Annotated in this window: 19 protein-coding genes; 15 read left to right on the top strand and 4 right to left on the bottom strand. The window is 62.3% G+C overall.

The window, feature by feature from the left end; all coding sequences use genetic code 11:
- Positions 1 to 276: 276 nt before the first annotated feature.
- From EAV90_RS29130 to EAV90_RS29065, 14 genes are all read left to right on the top strand, one after another.
- Positions 277 to 930 carry a cytochrome c3 family protein gene (locus tag EAV90_RS29130; RefSeq protein WP_122404589.1) on the top strand — a complete coding sequence of 218 codons (654 nt, stop codon included), beginning with the start codon at positions 277 to 279 and terminating at the stop codon, positions 928 to 930.
- Complete coding sequence (locus EAV90_RS29125; RefSeq protein ID WP_129145455.1) at positions 918 to 3,776, top strand: 4Fe-4S dicluster domain-containing protein; 2,859 nt, start codon at positions 918 to 920, stop codon at positions 3,774 to 3,776. Before EAV90_RS29130 ends, EAV90_RS29125 begins: the two co-directional genes overlap by 13 nt.
- Entirely contained in the window at positions 3,773 to 5,140 is a 1,368-nt protein-coding gene (gene nrfD / locus EAV90_RS29120) for an NrfD/PsrC family molybdoenzyme membrane anchor subunit (RefSeq protein WP_129145454.1), read from the top strand. The genes EAV90_RS29125 and nrfD overlap by 4 nt, the downstream gene beginning before the upstream one ends.
- Positions 5,137 to 5,664, top strand: a complete 528-nt coding sequence (locus EAV90_RS29115) for a DUF3341 domain-containing protein (RefSeq protein ID WP_122404592.1) — start codon at positions 5,137 to 5,139, stop codon at positions 5,662 to 5,664. The genes nrfD and EAV90_RS29115 overlap by 4 nt, the downstream gene beginning before the upstream one ends.
- A complete protein-coding gene (locus EAV90_RS29110) occupies positions 5,661 to 6,188 on the top strand; it encodes a c-type cytochrome (RefSeq protein ID WP_129145453.1) in 528 nt (175 codons plus the stop codon). Before EAV90_RS29115 ends, EAV90_RS29110 begins: the two co-directional genes overlap by 4 nt.
- Complete coding sequence (locus EAV90_RS29105) at positions 6,185 to 7,243, top strand: hypothetical protein (RefSeq protein WP_129145452.1); 1,059 nt, start codon at positions 6,185 to 6,187, stop codon at positions 7,241 to 7,243. Before EAV90_RS29110 ends, EAV90_RS29105 begins: the two co-directional genes overlap by 4 nt.
- The gene (locus EAV90_RS29100) at positions 7,230 to 7,637 is read left to right on the top strand and encodes a hypothetical protein (RefSeq protein ID WP_129145451.1); all 408 of its coding nucleotides are present in this window, start codon (positions 7,230 to 7,232) and stop codon (positions 7,635 to 7,637) included. Before EAV90_RS29105 ends, EAV90_RS29100 begins: the two co-directional genes overlap by 14 nt.
- Positions 7,634 to 8,404 (top strand): SCO family protein, encoded by a 771-nt coding sequence (locus EAV90_RS29095; protein ID WP_129145450.1) that lies wholly within the window; start codon positions 7,634 to 7,636, stop codon positions 8,402 to 8,404. The genes EAV90_RS29100 and EAV90_RS29095 overlap by 4 nt, the downstream gene beginning before the upstream one ends.
- Positions 8,401 to 9,342 (top strand): cytochrome c oxidase subunit II, encoded by a 942-nt coding sequence (coxB, locus tag EAV90_RS29090; protein ID WP_129145449.1) that lies wholly within the window; start codon positions 8,401 to 8,403, stop codon positions 9,340 to 9,342. Before EAV90_RS29095 ends, coxB begins: the two co-directional genes overlap by 4 nt.
- Positions 9,335 to 11,008 (top strand): cytochrome c oxidase subunit I, encoded by a 1,674-nt coding sequence (locus tag EAV90_RS29085; RefSeq protein ID WP_129145448.1) that lies wholly within the window; start codon positions 9,335 to 9,337, stop codon positions 11,006 to 11,008. Before coxB ends, EAV90_RS29085 begins: the two co-directional genes overlap by 8 nt.
- Positions 11,005 to 11,649: a cytochrome c oxidase subunit 3 family protein gene (locus EAV90_RS29080; RefSeq protein WP_122404597.1), complete on the top strand. Its 645-nt coding sequence runs from the start codon at positions 11,005 to 11,007 to the stop codon at positions 11,647 to 11,649. The genes EAV90_RS29085 and EAV90_RS29080 overlap by 4 nt, the downstream gene beginning before the upstream one ends.
- The gene (locus tag EAV90_RS29075) at positions 11,646 to 11,957 is read left to right on the top strand and encodes a cytochrome C oxidase subunit IV family protein (RefSeq protein ID WP_129145447.1); all 312 of its coding nucleotides are present in this window, start codon (positions 11,646 to 11,648) and stop codon (positions 11,955 to 11,957) included. The genes EAV90_RS29080 and EAV90_RS29075 overlap by 4 nt, the downstream gene beginning before the upstream one ends.
- Positions 11,958 to 12,061: 104 nt before the next feature.
- A complete protein-coding gene (locus EAV90_RS29070) occupies positions 12,062 to 12,505 on the top strand; it encodes an RNA polymerase sigma factor region1.1 domain-containing protein (RefSeq protein ID WP_160118861.1) in 444 nt (147 codons plus the stop codon).
- A gap of 154 nt (positions 12,506 to 12,659) precedes the next feature.
- Positions 12,660 to 13,256, top strand: coding sequence for a ZIP family metal transporter (locus EAV90_RS29065; protein WP_245509649.1), 597 nt, complete (start codon positions 12,660 to 12,662; stop codon positions 13,254 to 13,256).
- Between the two features lie 301 nt (positions 13,257 to 13,557).
- Here EAV90_RS29065 and EAV90_RS29060 read toward each other — a convergent pair whose 3' ends face one another.
- Positions 13,558 to 14,661: a DNA topoisomerase IB gene (locus tag EAV90_RS29060; RefSeq protein WP_122404600.1), complete on the bottom strand. Its 1,104-nt coding sequence runs from the start codon at positions 14,659 to 14,661 to the stop codon at positions 13,558 to 13,560.
- A 234-nt stretch (positions 14,662 to 14,895) separates the two neighbouring features.
- On the opposite strand from EAV90_RS29060, the gene rnhB reads away from it, so the two are divergent.
- The gene (rnhB, locus tag EAV90_RS29055; protein WP_129145446.1) at positions 14,896 to 15,720 is read left to right on the top strand and encodes a ribonuclease HII; all 825 of its coding nucleotides are present in this window, start codon (positions 14,896 to 14,898) and stop codon (positions 15,718 to 15,720) included.
- A 30-nt stretch (positions 15,721 to 15,750) separates the two neighbouring features.
- Here rnhB and ligD read toward each other — a convergent pair whose 3' ends face one another.
- Genes ligD through EAV90_RS29040 form a run of 3 tightly spaced genes read right to left on the bottom strand, consistent with a single transcriptional unit; the run spans position 15,751 to position 18,758 of the window.
- Complete coding sequence (gene ligD / locus EAV90_RS29050; RefSeq protein ID WP_129145445.1) at positions 15,751 to 16,698, bottom strand: non-homologous end-joining DNA ligase; 948 nt, start codon at positions 16,696 to 16,698, stop codon at positions 15,751 to 15,753.
- Between the two features lie 12 nt (positions 16,699 to 16,710).
- On the bottom strand, positions 16,711 to 17,274 hold the full coding sequence (locus EAV90_RS29045) for an MOSC domain-containing protein (protein ID WP_129145444.1): 564 nt from the start codon (positions 17,272 to 17,274) through the stop codon (positions 16,711 to 16,713).
- The gene (locus EAV90_RS29040) at positions 17,274 to 18,758 is read right to left on the bottom strand and encodes a DNA polymerase/3'-5' exonuclease PolX (RefSeq protein ID WP_245509651.1); all 1,485 of its coding nucleotides are present in this window, start codon (positions 18,756 to 18,758) and stop codon (positions 17,274 to 17,276) included. Before EAV90_RS29040 ends, EAV90_RS29045 begins: the two co-directional genes overlap by 1 nt.
- Between the last annotated feature and the right edge of the window lie 235 nt (positions 18,759 to 18,993).

Raw genomic sequence — 18,993 nt, 5'->3', positions numbered from 1 at the left:
TCGGACCGGGGGCGGTAGGCACGGAGCAGTTTCGAAATCGTTGAGCGTCACCTCGGCTGCGGGGCGCCGCGGCCATCACCCTGGGGTCACCTCATGCCGCTTAAAAGAGCCGTCGTCCAACATCGTCGGCGCAAATGCCAATTCGGCACCATTTGCGCGCAAGGGTCACGGATGCATGCTTCGCCGGTTCGACCTCCCACACCAGCACCTTTCGGCGGCCGAAGATGGACGGACGGGCGTAAGCGACGTTGAGATGTTCCCAGCCGGGCCAGGTGCATGCAGATTTTCCGCCCAGGCGCTGACACGATCGCGAAAGTTCTCCTGGCCTCGTGCGGTGCAGTCCCAATCCTTCTAGTCGGACTCGCCTACAGCATAATGAGTTCGCCCTACGCCACTGGAGAAGATGTGACGCGAAACCAGCCCGTTCCCTTCAGCCATGAACATCATGTTGGCGGTCTAGGTCTCGACTGCAGATATTGCCATACCTCGGTGGAGAAGGCGCGGTTTGCGGGCCTGCCCCCGACCGAGACCTGCATGACCTGTCATTCGCAGCTTTGGACGAACGCCGAGATGCTGGCGCCCGTAAGGGCGAGCCTCGCGCGCAACACCCCGATTGCCTGGCAACGGGTCAACAGACTGCCGGATTACGTCTACTTCGATCACTCGATCCATGTGGCCAAGGGCGTCGGGTGCACCACGTGCCATGGTCCAATCGACCAGATGAGACTGACGCGCCAGGCGGCACCGTTGACGATGCAGTGGTGCATCGATTGTCACCGCTCACCGCAGAAGGCACTGAGGCCGCGAGACGCGGTGTTCGATCCAAAATGGTCACCGCCGCAAAACCAGGAGGCGCTCGGTCGGAAGCTGATGGCAGAGTATCACGTTCGCGTCGATCACCTCACGGACTGCTCGATATGCCACAGGTAGACGAGCTGCCCATAAAAACCGCCTCCTTTTGCAGCCCGAGGATCGACCGTCGGCGCGCCTTGAGCCTCTTGGCTGCCGGGATCGCGGGAGGTCTGAGCGCTTGCAGCCGGCCGGATGAAGAGATCGTGCCCTATGTGACGATGCCGGATCGCCTGGTACCCGGAGAGCCGATGAAGTTCGCGACCACGCTGGCGCTGTCAGGCTACGGCCGCGGCGCGCTGGTCACCTCGGTGGACGGACGGCCGATCAAGATCGAGGGCAACCCGAAGCATCCAGCTAGTCTCGGTGCAACGGACATCTTCATGGAGGCGGCCGTACTCTCTCTTTACGATCCAGATCGGTCGCGGGCTGTACTACACGAGGGGTCCATCGCTGCGGCAGAGGCATTTCGCAGAGCTCTGCTCGAACAGAACCAATTGATGAAGCAGCGCCAGGGCAAGGGACTTCGAATCCTCACAGGTAAGGTCACTTCCCCTACCCTGCTGCGGCAGATCGACGATCTGTTCGCTAGATTTCCCGAGGCTTCTTGGCACGCCTATGATCCGATCGACGGTGCCGGGGCGAGCGCCGGAACCCTCTTCGCTTACGGGCGAGAGCTGGACCTCGTGCCGCATTTGGAGCGCGCGAACATCGTGGTCGCTCTCGATTCGGATCCGATCGGCCATGGTCCCGATCAACTGAGAAACGCCAGGGCTTTCGCGAACGGCCGCAAGCAGCCGGCAGGCGGCTTCTCGCGTTGGTACTGTGTGGAGTCTGCTCCGACGTTGACCGGGGCGAAGGCCGATCATCGGCTTGCCCTTCAGCCTGCCATCATCGAGGAAGTTGCGATCGCGATCGCCGGCGCGCTCGGCTCCCGGGCGCGAGCGCCCGCGATGCCGGAAAACGTGCAGCGCCTCGTGCGGCAAATCAGCTCGGACCTCAGCTCAGCGTCCGGCGGATCCATTGTTATCGCCGGCCGATCCCTTTCAGCCGAAACTCACGCGCTCGTCCATTGGATCAACGCCCGTCTCAAGGCGCCTCTCGATCTCATCGAGCGGATCGATCGCACGCCCTCGGGGCGTCAAGGGAGGACGCTCGCCGAACTTGTTCGCGATCTGGACGACGGCCAGGTCGACCAGCTCGTCATCCTCGGCGTTAACCCGGCTTATGATGCTCCCGCCGACCTTGATTTCGCTCGTGCGGCTCGCAACGCGCCGTTTCGCCTGCACATGGGCTGCTATGCCGACGAGACGGCCGCGATCTCGAACTGGCACCTTCCGCAAACTCATCCGCTCGAAGCCTGGTCGGACCTGCGCAGCCCAGACGGAACTGCCAGTCTCGTCCAGCCGCTGATCCGGCCGCTCTATCATACTAGAACGGATCACGAGCTCCTCGCGCTCCTCGCGGACGGGATCGACGCGAGCCCGCGCGATCTAGTACGTCAGACCTGGCAGCCAAACGCCGGAGCCGATTTCGAGGGCTGGTGGACGCGCGCGCTGCACGACGGAGTGATTTCCGGCAGCGCCAGCCCGCCTGTGACGCCGCATGAGCCAAAAATACCCGAGCTGCCGAGAGCGGGCGCGCCGCCGGGCTTCTCATTGGTGCTGCAGCCCGATCCGGCCGTCTGGGACGGCTCATTCGCGAACAATGCCTGGCTGCAGGAATGTCCGAGACCGCTCACGAAGCAGGTCTGGGGCAACGCTCTGACGATCAATCCTCGCGACGCCGAGCCTTTTGGCGTGTCAGGAGGCGACGTCGTCTCGATCCGGTCCGAGCACGGCACAGTGGAGGCGCCGGTGGTCATCGATCCGGCCGCCGCTGCCGGGGTCGGTAGCCTCACGCTCGGGTATGGCCGGACGCGAGCGGGTGCGATCGGCGACGGAATTGGCGCCGATGCGAACCGGCTGCGCGCCGTCAAAACCCCGTGGCTGTTGGCGGCTGCCTCCATCAGCAAGACGGCTCGAAAACAGGACCCGCTCACCACCCAGAATATCGTGCGCGCCGCGGACTACGTCGCCGAACTCTATCCAATGCGCAAGCTTGCGGAAGCCGCGCGCCCCGTCGGATCTCCGGATCCGGAGAACACTTCCAGCCTGCTGCCTGCGGCTCCGCCCCGAAGCGGCGATGAATATGCATGGGCCATGGTCATCGACACGTCACTGTGCATCGGCTGCAACGCATGCGTCGTTGCCTGCCAGGCCGAGAACAACGTGCCCGTCGTCGGCCCGGAAGAAGTTGCCCGGGGCCGGGACATGCATTGGTTGCGGGTCGATGTCTATGATCACGGAACGGCGCACAGTCCAGCACTCGGTTTCCAGCCTGTCCCGTGCATGCATTGCGAGCACGCCCCCTGCGAACCGGTCTGCCCCGTGGCAGCCTCCGTGCATGATAGCGAAGGCCTGAACGCGCAGGTGTACAACAGATGCATCGGCACGCGCTTCTGCGAGGCCAATTGCCCGTACAAGGTCCGTCGTTTCAATTTCCGCGGTTACGCCGACGGGCAGGAATACGCCAACCTTGGTCTGGAATCCTACCGCGCTCAGAAGAATCCGGAGGTGACGGTCCGCGCCCGCGGCGTAATGGAAAAATGCACCTACTGCGTCCAGCGGATCAGCGGAGCCAGGCGAGCAGCCGAACGTGAGGATCGCCGCATCGGCACCGATGAAGTGCGGACTGCCTGTCAGAGCGCTTGTCCGACGAACGCGATCGAATTCGGCGACCTCAATCAGAGCGGCTCGAAGGTGAATCGAAGTAGGTCTGATCCACGACATTATGCGCTGCTTGCTCATCTCGACACGCGCCCACGCACAACCTACCTCGCCGATGTCCGGAATCCCTCTTCGCGTTCCGACGGAGACGCTGAATGACCGCCGTCCTGGAGCCCGATGAGGCCGCGACCGCGCCTTGGATCTCCGCCTATCGCGCAAGCGACGTGGAGATCACCCAGGCAGTGACTACTCCCCTCTTCAGGAATCCGGGGAAGGTCTGGTGGCTCGCCCTCCTTCTCAGTGCGCCCTTTATGGCTTGGTTCGTGGCGGCCCTCGGCTGGGTCTTTTACCGCGCTATCGGCGTTTGGGGCGTCAACTCGACCATCGTGTGGGGTGTCGCCATCGCTGATTACGTATGGTGGATCGGCATCGGTAACGCCGGGACGCTGATCTCCGCCATGCTGCTGCTCACGCGGCAAAGGTGGCGCGCTTCCATCAATCGCTTCGCGGAGGCGATGACGTTGTTCGCCGTGGCCATCGCTGGGTTGATGCCGATCGTGCATCTAGGCCGTCCCATTTACGCCTACTGGCTCGCTCCTTACCCGAACACCATGTCGCTCTGGCCGCAGTGGCGGAGCGCGCTGGTGTGGGATTTCTGGGCGATCATCAGCTATCTGCTGTTCTCGTTGCTGTTCTGGTACGTCAGCCTCATTCCCGATCTCGCAACGATGCGGGACAGAACGAAATCGCGGACCGGGCAGTTGTTGTACGGCGCGTTCGCGCTCGGCTGGTGCGGCTCGGTGCGGCAGTGGCGCGCCATGAAGATTCTCCATACGACAATGGCCGCTCTCGGCGTGCCCCTTGTCTGCTCGGTGCATTCGATCGTCGGCCTGGACTTTGCGGCCAGCCTCATGCCGGGTTGGCAGGAAAGTATCTTTCCGCCCTACTTCGTGGTCGGCGCCATGTACTCCGGATTCGCAATGGTCGTCGTGCTGGCTCTAGCGATCCGCTGGGGCTTTGACCTTCAGGCGATCATCACACGCGAGCATCTGGACGTGATCGCGCGTGTCCTGCTGATGTCCTCGATCGTGATGGGCTATTCCTACGCCAGCGAATGGTTCATGGGGTGGTACGGTGGAGCGCGCAGCGATCGGAGCCTTGTGGCGTTCGAGTTTGCCGGCACATACGCTCCGCTGTTCTGGGCATTGCTCGGCTGCAATGTCGTCCTGCCCCAGGCGCTCTGGTTTCCGCGCGTACGTGGGTCTCTTGTCGCTTTGTTCGCGATCTCTGTCGCGATCAACGTCGGAATGTGGCTCGAGCGCATCCTGATCGTCTGGAACACGCTTTCGCATGGCTATATGCCGAGCTTGTGGCGAGCCTTTCACTTCACGATCTGGGACTTGGCCTTTGTCATTGCGCCGCTCGGCTTCTTCGCCTTCCTGTTCCTGATGTTCGTGCGGCTCATCTCTGCGGTCTCCATGTTCGACATGCGCGAGCTCGCGCACCGGGAGGATATGGCATGACGTGGCCTCTCCTCGCGGAATTCCAGGATCCGGCCACCCTGATTGCCGCTGCCCGGAGGCTGAAAGGCAGTCCGCGCTTCACCGTGCTCGATGCCTTTACCCCGTTCCCGGTGGACGAACTCCATGAGCTCATCGACGTCGGCCCTCCAAGAATCCGGGTCGCTATGTTCCTGGCGGGTTTCTCTACCGCGGCGTTCGCCTTCGGCCTGCAATGGTACAGCGCGGTGATCGACTATCCGATCAATAGCGGCGGCCGACCTCTGAACTCGTGGCCGGTTTTCCTCCTTGTTCCCTTCGAGGTCGGCATATTCGCCGCGGCGCTCGCCGGATTTATCGCCCTGCTCTGGACGACCGGTCTGCCACAATTGCACCAGCCGCTGTTCGACGTGCCGAGCTTCGAGCGTTCGACACAGGACCACTATTTCCTGCTCGCAAAAGGAGAGAACGAGGAGAGGACGCACGCCCTTCGGCAGCTTCTTCGAACTGCCGGCGCGCTGAGAGTTACCGAGGTACGAGCGCCATGATCGAGCGGCTCGCGATCCCGATCTGCGCCGCATTGCTGCTGTCCGCGTGCGATGACGTCTCGATGACCCAGCAGAACCGCTACCGAACCTTCACGCGTGCCGCGCTGTTCGACAACGGCACTGAAGCACAACCCTTGCCGGATGGGGTGGTCGCCCAAGGCGACCTGAGGCGGCAAAGCAGGTCTGTGCAAAGACCGCAGGTCAATGCCGAGCTGCTCAAGCGCGGGCGCGAGCGTTACGACATCTACTGCTCTCCCTGTCATGGTTTGTCAGGGAGCGGTGACGGAGTGGTCGTCCAGCGAGGCTTCCCGGCGCCACCTTCGTATCACGGCAGCCGCCTACGGGCCGCATCCGCCCAACACTTCTTTGATGTGATCACCAACGGTCACGGTGTGATGTTCTCGTATGCCGCTCGCGTTGACCCGAGTGATCGATGGGGCATTGTCGCCTACATCCGGGCGCTCCAGGAGTCTCAGAGAGCAAATGTAGCAGACACTCCCGAACTGCGGACGAGATTGCCATGACGGCGCATGCGAGCGCCTTTCGTTTGCAGAATTTGCGACGGTGGCCGGCGGTGTGCGGAATTCTGCTGCTGGGCGGCGCGGTGATCGCGGCAGCAGCTTGGCAAGGTCCAGCTCTCTCCCGCGCCTGGCTCGTTGCGTTCGGCGTCTGGAGCTGCGTGCCGGTGGGGAGCATGATGCTGCTGCTCATACATTCCCTGACCGGAGGCCGATGGGGCGAGGAGAGCGCAACCATCTTGAGACCTTCGGCGGCGCTCACATCGGTTGTCGCCATCGCGTTTCTTCCCATACTCGTGAACTTCGGTCAGCTTTACCCACGGGCACATGCCGCCTCATCGCTCGCGCAGGACGTCGCCCAGAGATATCTGAATGGGCAAGGCTATGCCTTCCGCGCCGCCCTCGCGCTGTGCGGATGGTGGATCCTGGGGACGACATTCGCGCTGGGCAAGATGCGTCCCCTGCTGGCCGGCCTGGGGCTTGCCTTCTATGGCGCGATGATCAGTCTCGTGGCCGTCGACTGGTACCTTTCTTTGGAGCCGCGCTATGTCGCCAGCGCATTTCCGGCGACGATTGCCATCCAGCAGCTTGCGGCGGCTCTTGCTTTCGTCGCGGTCTTTGCGGCGCCATCGCTAGACGAATCCGTCGCATCCGACATCGGGGCGCTTCTCCTCGCGGCACTGCTCGGTGTCGTCTACCTGGAATTCATGACTTATCTGGTCGCATGGTATGGGGACCTGCCCGACAAAGCGGCCTGGTATTTGAAGCGGAGCTCATTCGTCTGGACAGCGATCATCGTCCTCGCATTCGTGCTAGGTGCGGTTTTGCCGTTCTGCATCCTTTTGCTGCGCAAAGGACGGCGGAGCCGCCACGGTCTCCAGTCGGCCGGAGCGCTCGTGCTGTTTGGCTCGACCCTCCACTTCGACTGGCTTCTCGTACCCGCATTTGAAGATCAGGTGAACGTTGTGGTGGTGGGCACCGGTGCTCTCGCCATCTTGAGCGTCGGTTCGATGCTCGTCGGGAGCGCCCTGATCCCGGAGGCGAGTCATGTCCGATCGTGAGATGGCGGACCGCGCGCTGCCGCAATCGCCGGACGTTGCCACACGGCGCATTCTCGTTGCCGTCGGAGGCTACCTCGGCTTCGTCGCGCTCGGCATGATCGCCATGTTTTTCTACATCAAGGCGGACGCGCCGACAGCTTTCATGCCTCCAGTCGAACATCGATTTCCGCAACCCTCACTGCAGACATCCCCGCAACAGGATCTGGCCGAGATATTGCTGAAAAAGAGACAGTCTCTGTCGCAGTACGGGTGGATCGACAAAAGCAGGGGCCTCGCGAGAATTCCTATCGACAGGGCGATAGACATCGTGATCGCTCGAGGCGAGCGGGGCTACGACCCTCTCGAAGCTCCTCCCGCACCGGCGGCCCAAACTACTCCGGGAGCGCAACAATGAAGCTTCTTGCGCTCGTTTTTCTTCTGACCACCTGGTCGTCGGCCGCTCTAGCCGGACTGACCGAACAGCAACTCGGCGAGTTGGCACTTGCCCCGGCTCCTCGAGCCCAGGTGCCGATGGAGCTCGGATTCAAGGACATTGAAGGTAACAGTAGGTCGATTGGCGAGGCTGTAGGCGGGAGGCCCGCCTTGTTGCTGCCGGTCGACTTCGCCTGCTCGCAGATCTGCGGGCCTGCGCTAACTATTGTTACGGGCGCACTCCAAGAGACCGGATTGACCGCCGGTCGGGACTATAGCCTGGTGGTGTTCGGGATCGATCCGCGGGATGACGCGATCGCGGCGCGGCGATTCATCGCCGGCCAGGTCAGCGGACCTGGAGTATCCGTTCTGATCGGTAACGAAGCTGCCATCGGCCAACTCACGAGATCCATCGGTTATCACTTTCAGACTGATGGGCAGAACGATGCGATCGCCCATCCCGCAGGGTTCGTCACCCTCACGCGTGACGGTCACGTCTCGCGCGCCTTCTCCAGCCTGGGCCTGCAACCCTTCGATCTCAGGCTGGGTTTGTTGGAAGCTGGACGTGGCACGATTGGGGGCCTTGCGGGGCGCATCGCCCTGCTCTGCTACGGATTCGACGCGGTGCACGGTGTCTATAGCGCGCAGGTAGGGTTCGCGCTGAAGCTCGGTTGCGCCGTCACTCTCGTGTTTTTGGTCGCGGCGATAGCCATGATGTGCCGCCGGTCGGGCAGCGGGGTGGCCCCATGAACGCGATATTCGCGCTACCGGAGGCCAGTACGCAGGCGGTTCGAGTGGATGGCATTCTCGCCGCTCTCGTGATCGTCTCGGCACTCACGCTTGCGCTCGTCTTTGGCCTGCTCGTCTCCTTCGCAATCCGGTACCGGCGCGGCTCGAAGGCCAAACGGGGCCGATTGCCGGAGATCGTCAATCGGGAATTCGAAGTGGGTTGGACGGCCGCGACATTCTTCCTCTTCGCATTCCTGTTCTGGTGGGCCGCCTCGGCCGACGTCGGCGCGTTGACGGCGCCGGCAAACGCGCTGGAAGTGCATGTGCTCGCGAAGCAATGGATGTGGAAGACGCAACACGCGAACGGCGCCCGTGAAATCGACGAACTGCACGTTCCGGTCGGACGGCCCGTTCGGCTCGTCATGACCTCCCAGGACGTCATTCACTCGTTCTTCGTCCCCGCTTTCCGGATCAAGCAGGACGTCCTGCCGGGACGCAACACCGAGACCTGGTTCCAAGCGACCAAGCTCGGGGTCTTCCCCCTGCTCTGCGCCGAGTATTGCGGCACCAACCATTCGGCCATGCGCGGCCGGATCACAGTGATGCGCGAGGAAGACTATGCCCGCTGGCTGAGCGCACAGCCGGAAGGCGACGACCTCGCGCATGTCGGCGCGAAACTGTTCGTCTCCCAGGGTTGCTCCGGTTGCCACGCCTCATCTTCAGCCGTGCATGCTCCCAAGCTGGAGGGTCTCTACGGCCGGACCGTGCAGCTGTCGGACGGGCGGCAGGTTAGGGCCGACGACGCCTATATCCGAGATTCAATGCTACAACCTAAGCGCGACATCGTCGCCGGGTTCGACCCGATCATGCCCAGCTTCGCCGGACTGCTGGATGACGGCGACATACAAAGCCTGACCGCATTCATCCGCTCTCTTGGACAGGAGCACGGCCATGACTGATGCGGCTCTCGCAGGCGAACTGCCGTTTCCGCCCCGCCCCGACTATCTCCGCGCCGGGAGCACCCTTCTGTCCTGGTTGGCCACCACGGATCACAAGCGCATCGCCATTCTGTATGCGCTGACCATCACGGTGTTCTTCTTCATGGGAGGCGCCGCGATCACGGCTGTCCGCGTTGAGCTGTTCGTTCCGAACGGCTGGTTCCTGACTTCAGATACCTACAATCGGCTGTTCTCGTTCCACGGCATCATCATGGTCTGGTTCTTCCTGGTGCCTTCGATCCCGAATACTTTCGGAAATTTCCTGTTACCTCTGATGATCGGAGCGCCCGATGTGGCGTTTCCGCGGCTCAACCTGTTCAGCTGGTACCTGACCCTGGTCGGCGGGATCTTCGCCGTTTACACGCTCGTCGCCGGAGGCGTGGATACGGGCTGGACGTTCTACACGCCATTCTCAACCATGTTCTCCAACACGCATGTTCTGACCGCCGCCGCGGCCGTCTTTGTCGTCGGTTTCGCGAGCATCGCGACTGGCGTGAACTTCATCGCAACCACGCATATGTTGCGCGCGCCTGGGATGACCTGGTTCAGGCTGCCGATGTTCGTGTGGTCGATCTACGCCACCTCCATTGTGATGGTGCTCTCGACGCCGGTGCTGGCGATCTCCCTGATGCTCGTCATAGCCGAGCGTTGGCTGGGGCTGCCCATCTTCGATCCCGCGCGCGGGGGGGATCCTATCCTGTTCCAGCACCTGTTCTGGTTCTACTCCCATCCCGCAGTATACATCATGGTGCTGCCGGCCATGGGCGTGGTTTCGGAGATCATTCCTTGTTTCGCCCGGCGTCGGCTGTTCGGCTACGACTTCATGGTCTATGCTATCATCGCGATCGCCGGCATCGGCTTTTTCGTCTGGGGACACCATATGTTCGTGTCCGGACAGTCGCCCTACGCTAGTTTAATCTTCTCGTTTCTGTCGTTTGTCATCGCGGTGCCGTCCGCGATCAAGGTGTTCAACTGGACGGCCTCGCTCTACCGCGGACAGATCAGCTTCAACTCGCCTATGATCTACGCCCTTGGCTTCGTCGGATTGTTCACTACCGGTGGGCTCTCCGGTCTGTTTCTGGCGTCCATACCGGTCGACGTGCACGTGACCGACACCTACTTCGTGGTGGCTCATTTCCACTACATCATGGTCGGCGGTTCGGTGTCCGCGTTCTTCGGCGCGCTACACTTCTGGTGGCCGAAGATCACCGGGAAAATGTACCCGGAGTCCTGGGCGCAGTTTGCGGCCATCACGATGTATTTCGGTTTCAACATGACCTTTCTGCCGCAGTTCGTGGCCGGCTACCTGGGCATGCCGCGGCGCTACCACACCTATCCGGCCGAGTTCCAGGTTTACAACGTGATGTCGTCGGCCGGTGCGGCCGTGCTCGCAGCTGCGTATCTCCTTCCCCTCGTGTATCTCATGTGGTCGCTTTTTCACGGCGCGCGTGCCTCCAACAATCCTTGGGGCGCGACCGGGTTGGAGTGGACGACGACCTCGCCGCCACCTCCGCACAATTTCGATCTCCAGCCGCTGGTCGACCGAGCTCCTTATCAATACCACGCTGAGGGCGAGTCGGCGGGGAGCGACGCGCCGGAAGTACAGAACGCGAGGTCGCTCCGATGAGTGACGCAACCGCACTGCTTCGAGAACCATGGCAACGCTTGGAGCGCCAGCGGCAGGCCGGGAAGTTCGGAATCTGGATCTTTCTCGCGAGCGAGACCCTGTTCTTCGGCGCGCTTTTGCTCACCTATGCGGTCTGCCGCATCGAGCATCCCGACGCCTTCGCCGCCGCGGGGCGGGAGACCAACATCTGGTTCGGCACGATCAACACCGCGATCCTCCTCACGAGCAGCCTTACCATGGCCGTAGCCTCGCAAGCTGCGGCTCAGAAGGGACGCGTTAGGCAGCTGGTTCTCGCCTGCCTCGGTGCCACGGCTGCGCTGGGCGTGGCTTTCATGATCGTGAAGGGCTTCGAGTACAAGGAAGACATCGAGAAGCATCTCGTGCCCGGAACAGGCTTCGCGCTGTCGCAGCCGTCGGCACAGTTGTTCTACGGCTTGTATTGGCTCGTTACCGGCGTCCACGCCATCCATCTCACGATCGGGATCGCGCTGGTCGTCAGGCTAGTTCTGCTTGGAGCCGCCAGGCGAATTCGACTGCGGGGCAGTCCCGAACTGGAGGTGACGGCTCTCTATTGGCATCTCGTCGACGTGGTCTGGATCTTCCTGTACCCCCTCATCTATCTGCCCGGGAGGGCCTCATGAGCGCGGACCGCGGTCGTCAGGAGGGGTGGCTATTGAGATTGTGGCTCAGGAACGCTTTGGTCTGGGCTGCCCTGCTCGGTTTGCTCGTTCTCAGCATGTTTCTTGCGTACATCCCGATGGGACCGGTTACAGTTACTTCAGGCGTGGCCATCGCCGTCATTAAATCCTCTCTGGTGCTCGTCTTCTTCATGGAGCTGATCCGATCACGTGCGTTGATCAGGATTGCCGCCCTCGCCGGACTGGTCTTCGTGGGGGTGATGTTCGCGCTTACTCTAGCGGACGTGCTGACCAGAAGCGGGAAGATTTAGGCAAAGGTCGTATGTTCGGTCCTGCACCGTACAAACCGTGCGAACGACCCGTCACCAGCCGCGTTGTGCACGCTAAGGGCTGCTCTCCGACGAAGGGATCGAGCATGAACCTGCGATGGGTGAATGATGCACAATCGCCCGATGCGACGCTCCGGGAGCTCGCCACATTGGGCCAGCTTCGAGGTGCCCTGACCATCGGGGACATTCGGGAGGCGCTTCCGATCGATCGGATGACCCACGATGAAGTTGCGCGGGCGGTCGCTTACCTCGAGGAAAGAGGCATCGAAGTCTTGGTCGACCCGAGCTTGATGGTCGGGCCTGCATCAACGCGGGAGGAGTTGCTCCATCGAACCACTTCCGGCGGTGCTCCGACGACAGCCTTGCCGAGGCCAGAGCTGTCCCACCAGGCCGGAAGCAGAGGGCCCGCGGGCGCGACGCGATTTCCTAGCGAAGACGTCGGCGGCTCGGCGACGGCGACGCTTAGCGTTCTTCTTGCGGGGCTCGTGGTCTGCGCATTGGCTGCGATCCTGTTCTGGACGATTTGGTGAACGTGCCGCGGACGGGCTCGCCGAAGCATTTGGACGATGACGGAGCAGGCAAGTGATGCCGGTGTGGGTAAGTGCTGGCCTCTGGGGTCTGCTTGGAGCTTCCTCGTTGGTGGTCGGGGCCGCCGTAGCCTATCTCGCAACGTTGCCCAGGTGGTTGACCGCCAGCATCATGTCGTTCGGCTGCGGCGTTTTGATCTCGGCGGTGGCCTATGACCTCTTGGAGGACGGTTACCAAGAAGGGGGAATATTGCCGATAGCCGCCGGCGCTCTCGTCGGCTCGGTCGCCTATGCCTTCGCGGATCACGTCGTTTCGAAACGTGGCGCGCATCACCGCAAGCAGTCCGGCAACCGACAGCGCCAGGCGGGCAAGGGCGGAGGAATGGCCATTGCGATCGGATCGCTCTTGGATGGCATACCCGAAAGCGTTGTGCTCGGTCTCTCGTTATTGAGTGGAAAAGGGGTAAGCGTCGCGATGCTCGGCGCGATCTTCCTTTCCAACTTTCCCGAGGGCCTATCTAGTGCGGTCGGCATGCGCAACGCCGGACGGAGTGCGTCCTATGTGTTCGCGCTGTGGATCACGATCGCCGTTCTGTCGGGGCTGAGCTCTCTTTGCGGCGCAGCATTCCTGCAAGGCGCCTCGCCGCAGCTGACTGCGACGGTAAACGCGGTGGCGGCCGGCGCGCTTCTTACGATGGTGGTGAATACGATGATCCCAGAAGGGAGCAAAAGATCACGGGCGTGCTTGTGGTGATCGGGCTTTTGGTTGCTTTTTCGCTTTCCAATCTGGGCCAGTGAAACCGCACATCGACGATCTTTTCGTTGGCGAGGTGGAGAAAGGGCTGATCCGAAAGTTTTCTGGCCTTAAGCGAAGCGGCCGCGACCGAACAGGGTTGGGCGCCGCCGCAGCATCAGGGACTGCTCGGCATCGAAGGCTTTGTCCGTCCCGGCCCCACCAGCGTCGTTGTGGCGCGATTCCTTCTGGTCCGGCATCATTCCGCTGTCGATCGATTAGACCAGATGACCGGCCGCACCTTGCCGCTCAGACGAGAGCCCTAGGCTGAGTCCTTTAGTGAATCGAGACGCTTGCGGAGAAATGCCAGTACCATGATCTCGTCGGAGGTGAGCTTGGCATACTGCCGCTTGAACTTCTGCGCGATTTTGGCTTCGATCATCCTCACCAGGTCGCCGGACATGTAGGCGTTCAAGACTTCAGGGTGCACGTAGCACTTGCGGCAGATTGCGGGCGTGTTGCCGAGCTGCTTGGAGACGCGCTCGATCGCGGCGACGACGTTGCGCTTCGCCTCGGCCTGGCTGTCGTACTTCATGAACTCGGTCAGCGCCAACGCCGCCAGAACCGTCCCGGCCCAAGTCCGGAAATCCTTTGCGCTGAAGTCCTGGCCTGTGATGTCCTTGATGTAGGCATTGACATCGCCTGAATCCACAGTGCGCGGCTGCCCGTCGTCGTCCAGGTACTTGAAGAGCTCATGTCCTGGTATCTCCGCGCAGCGCTTCACGATGGCGGCAATCCGCTTGTCCTCGACGCGGAGTTTCCACTGTTTGCCCGACTTGCCGGTGAAGTCGAACCGAAGGACGCCGCGGCCCACCGCAACGTGCTTTCGTCGCATCGTGGTGAGCCCGTAGGACTTGTTTTTCTCGGCATACTCGGCATTGCCGACCCGGATCAAAGTCTTCTCCAGAAGACTGACGATCGTGGCCAGCACCTTCTCGCGAGGTAGCCCTTCCAGCCTCATGTCGGCCGCGACACGGTCGCGCAGCGCGGGCAGCGCGGCTGCGAACTGGACGATGTGTTCGTACTTGTTCTGGTCGCGCAGCTCACGCCATTTTGCGTGGTAGCGGTACTGCTTGCGCCCCCGAGCATCGAGCCCAGTCGCCTGGATGTGGCCATTCGCCAAAGGGCAGATCCAGACGGATTCATAGGCCGGCGGGATACCGATGGACTTGATGCGCCGGATGACGGCGGCATCGGTAATGCGCTTGCCGTCCTTGTCGTAGTAACTGAAGGTAGTCCCCGTCCGCTTGCGGGTGTAACCGGGCGTGGAGTCGCTGACGTAACGAAGGCCTTCTTCCGCAATGGTCGCCGCGACCTCGGCGGTGCGGTCCAGGATCTGGTCTTCGTTGCTGGTCTGTCGGAGCATGGGCCGGTCCCCTCGGAAGCACTCCGGGATCGAGGCTCCGCTCTTTCACAAGGGATGACGACGCCGGTAGGTTCCGTTTTAGGTCGGTGGAGCGACGTGTAACTCGGTGTCAGCGACGGAAGGCCGGTTCCTTCGGTAAAGCACCCGGTCGGTGAGAGATGGCATGGCTCGACTTCAGACAATCGCCACAAACTTCACCGACATGGGGTCTCAGTCAGTGTGTGCGAGGCCGCTATGTCCCAATATTCGCTCGATGCATTGCGTCAGCGCTATGTCATCGAGAGAAGACCGCTGGAGGCCAACGTCGAGCAGATCTTACGGGCCGACACCCGCGCGGGAGCTCGCGCCATCCTTGCCGCAATCGATAAACGCCGCTTTGAAAATCGCTCCGAAGGGCAGCGCCTCCGCAAGATGCTCCGCTTCGAGACCGCTCTCTGGGAAAGCGGTCATTATGCCGTGGCAGGCGTGGACGAGGCCGGAATGAGCCCTCTCGCCGGGCCGGTCTCCGCCGGTGCCGTGATCCTGAAACCAGGCACACGGATAGTCGGCATCGACGACTCGAAAAAACTCGACGCTGCGGCTCGCGATGAACTCGCCAAGGAGATCAAGGAAAAAGCAGAGAGTTGGTGTGTGGCGTTTGTCGAAGTCGAGGAGATCGACGCGATCAATATCTATTGGGCGGGGATCCAAGCTATGCAGCGTGCGGTCTGGGGACTGGGGTTGACGCCGCAGCACTTGCTGATCGATGCGAAGCGGTTGAAGGAAATCGACATCCCTCAGCAGGCCATCATCAAAGGCGACGCCAAGTCCGCCAGCATCGCCGCCGCCTCTATCCTGGCGAAGGTCGAGCGGGACAGAGTCATGCGGACGCTCGACCTGCGTTACCCCGGCTATGGCTTCGCCGATCACAAGGGCTACCCGGTGCCGGCTCATTACGACGCACTCGCCAGGCTCGGCGCATGCGCCGCTCACCGGCGATCGTTCGGACCTGTACGTAAGGCTCTCGGGCTACCGTCACTGCCGCCGTGGCCTTCGGCATCCGAGCGCAGCGCCGGCTGAACTCTCAGTCGTACGCTTCGTCTGGGCGCATTAATTTCGCGACCGGCTCCTTTCGCGAACGACGTCCTTCGGGTTCTTGTCGGAGCGCAGGCCGAGATAGACAGGCTGGCGCAGTTCGCCCTTGCTGGTCCACTCCGCGAACTTCACTTCTGCGACCAACGAAGGACGCACCCAGGTCGTGACCCGCTCGTCCTTTACCTTTGCAGTGAAGGGCGACTTGGCTGTCTGGAGCTTCATGAGTTTGCCGTGAAGCTCTTCGAGAACCTGGTGGCTGAAGCCGGTGCCGACATGGCCGATGTACCGCCATGCATCCCCTTCGCGTACTGCCAGCACGAGCGCGCCGAAGAAAGGCCGGGTTCGCCTCGGGGCGGTGAAGCCGGCGATCACGACCTCCTGCCGCTGCGCGGTCTTTACCTTCAGCCAATCGGCGGTCCGGCGTCCGGACGCGTACGGGCTGTCGGCGCGCTTGGCCATGATGCCTTCGAGATGTCTCTGCTCGGCTTCTGCGAAGAACTTCGTTCCCTTACCTTTACGGTGCTTGCTGAACGCGATCAGCTTGTGGCGCGGCAAGATGGTCTTGAGCCGCTTCTTGCGCTCGAGGAGCGGCAGCGCGCGCAGGTCCTCGCCGTCTGCGAACATGAGGTCGAACGCGCAGTACAAAAGCTTGGCCTCATGGCGCAGGGCATTCTGAAGCAACTGGAAATGGGATACGCCGTCCTTGCCGATCGCGACGAGCTCGCCGTCGATCACGGCATCCGCCGTCACGCCCTCAAGGGCTTTCGCGACCTCGACATAGGAGTGGCTGATGATTTTCCCGTTGCGATTGTAGAGCGCGCCCCGGCCACGCCGGATTTCCGCGACCATGCGGAAACCATCGTATTTGTCCTCGAAGACCCCGTTGGGATCGTCGAACGGTGAATCGGTCAGCGTGGCCAGCATGGGCTGCAGGCGAGGAGGCAGGGTCGATTTTCGGGGCATGACCGGGTCTTTCTACAGAGCTGGCAAGGCCCGAAATGAGGAGAGCGGAAGGCGAACCCGCGCGGCATCGCCAGCCACGACCGTCCCGCCGGTCCGTACCACGCCCAACACACCGGATTTGTATGGAGGGCCCCTTTCCGCCGACGAGAGCACCTGCCGCTTAAGGCCGGCTCGGAAGCGGTCGATGAGGACGCAGGGCGTCCGGAGGCCGGTTAGCTCAACGACCGCGGCCGGCCCGAGCTCGATTAGCGTCCCGAGCGGCATCCGTTCTAGGTCCAAGCCGGCGGTGGTGATGTTCTCACCGAGCTCTCCCGCTGCAACTGAGAAGCCGGCACCCGAGAGCGTCGCAAAGAGCTCGGATGGGATCAGGTGAACCTGCCGCAGATTGGGAAGGTGCGGCTGACGACGGGCGAGAGAGCGGTGCCTGACCAACGCGCCGGCGTGGGCGTCCCCTTCAACGCCACAGCCTTCCACCAGAGCTATGCGGTCCTGGATCGGTTTGCTGAAATGGTGCCCACGGTCGGCGGCGACCGCCACGACTGTCCCCTCGAGCGCCATATCGTGCCCGAGCGGCATCAGGCGGCGCGGGCGAGCGAGCGCCGCTTCTGGCGCAGATAGCGCGTGATCTCCGCAAGCGGCATCGCGTTCAGGACCCGTTCGGCAGGGACACCGCCCTTGCGGGCCATCACGACGCCCCAGTGCATGTGGTCGAGCTCGGAGATCGAGTGCGCGTCCGGATTGATGCTCAGCATGCAGCCGAGTTCGAGGGCGGCCTGGTGCCAGCGCCAATCCAGGTCGAGACGCCATGGGTGCGCGTTGATCTCCACGACGACGTCATGCTTGGCGCAGGCCCGCAGCACCTTCTCCACGTCGATTTCGTAGCCCGGCCGTCGCTGCAGCTGTCGCCCGGTCATATGGCCGATGATGGTTGTGTGGGGATTGGAAACGGCCCGAAGCAGTCGCTGCGTCTGGGCCTTCCGATCCAGCTTGAAGCGGCCGTGGATGCTGGCGACGACGAAGTCAAAACGTTCAAGCACCTCGTCTTCGTAGTCGAGCGAGCCGTCCGCCAGAATGTCGGACTCGATGCCTTTCAGGATCCGGAAATCCTTGCCGAACCGCTTGTTCAGGCGGTCGGCTTCCCGGTGCTGCTGCGCGATGCCCTCGACGGAGAGGCCGCCGGCATAGTGGGCGGACTTGGAATGGTCGGCCACGCCGAAATACTCAAAGCCCCGCTGGCGCGTGGCCTTAGCCATGGTCTCGAGCGTCTCGGTGCCGTCGGAGGCATCGGTGTGGCAGTGAAGGATGCCGTGCAGGTCCTTGTCGGTGACGAGCTTCAGCAGCTTGCCCTTCAGAGCCAGCTCGACCTCGCCGCGGCCCTCCCGGAGCTCGGGATCGATGAAGGGCAGTCCGAGAGCCTGGTAGATGTCGGCCTCCTCGCCGGCGACCAGCGTGCGGCCCTTGTGCAGACCGTTAGCGTCCAAGCGAAGGTCCCTCTCTGCTGCCAACGCTTGTAGCTGCTTGATGTGGGCGGGGGAGCCGGTGGCGAAGAGAAGGGTGGCGCCGAAATGCTTGCGGTCGGACACTCGGACTTGCAGCCCTTCGGCCGATGGCATCGCGGTCCTGTCTGACTTGGCAGCCCCCGCAACGATCGCGAGGTCGCCGACGAGCTCGCAGCCCCGACGGAAATCGCCGGCGATCGTCACCCGCTTGAGCTCGGGCCGGGCCTTCCGGATGGATTCCTTCGCGTGTGCCAGCAGGGCTGCGGCACGATGCAGATGCAGGCGGCTTTCTCCGCTTTTGGCGATCGCCAAGTTCTGCAGGATCTTGGTCCGGAGCGCGGCACCGAGTCCTTTGGCCTTTTTGATGCGATCGTCCTTGGCGGCGGCCTCCAAATCCGCGAGCGAGCCGATGCCGAGATCCTTGTACAGGCGCAGCACCTTCTCCGGACGAAGGCCGGGCACGGCGAGCATCTCGAGCACGCCCGCGGGAATCTCCTTCCGCAGCTTTTCGAGGCTGGGATGACTGCCCGTCTTGTGAACCTTGGTGATGATGTCGGCAATAGCATCGCCGACGCCTGGGATCTCAGTAAGTCGATCTTCGGCGACGAGCACGTCAAGAGGAACGGCTAGGAGAGGCCATTCGCAGAAGCATGTGTACCGTCTCTGTGTACCAGTTGAGACGGTCGATCACTCTTGGATAACAGGGACTTCAGCGAAATCAACAACATCGCGGAGCGATGGCGCCCAGGAAAGGATTGGAGGTCAATCCGACAAACTACAGCAAAAACAGTCACTT

The organism is Bradyrhizobium vignae, assembly GCF_004114425.1.
GTDB classification, from domain to species: domain Bacteria; phylum Pseudomonadota; class Alphaproteobacteria; order Rhizobiales; family Xanthobacteraceae; genus Bradyrhizobium; species Bradyrhizobium vignae.
The sequence above is the reverse complement of the archived record's forward strand: the minus strand, read 5'-3'. Positions and strand labels throughout refer to the sequence as shown.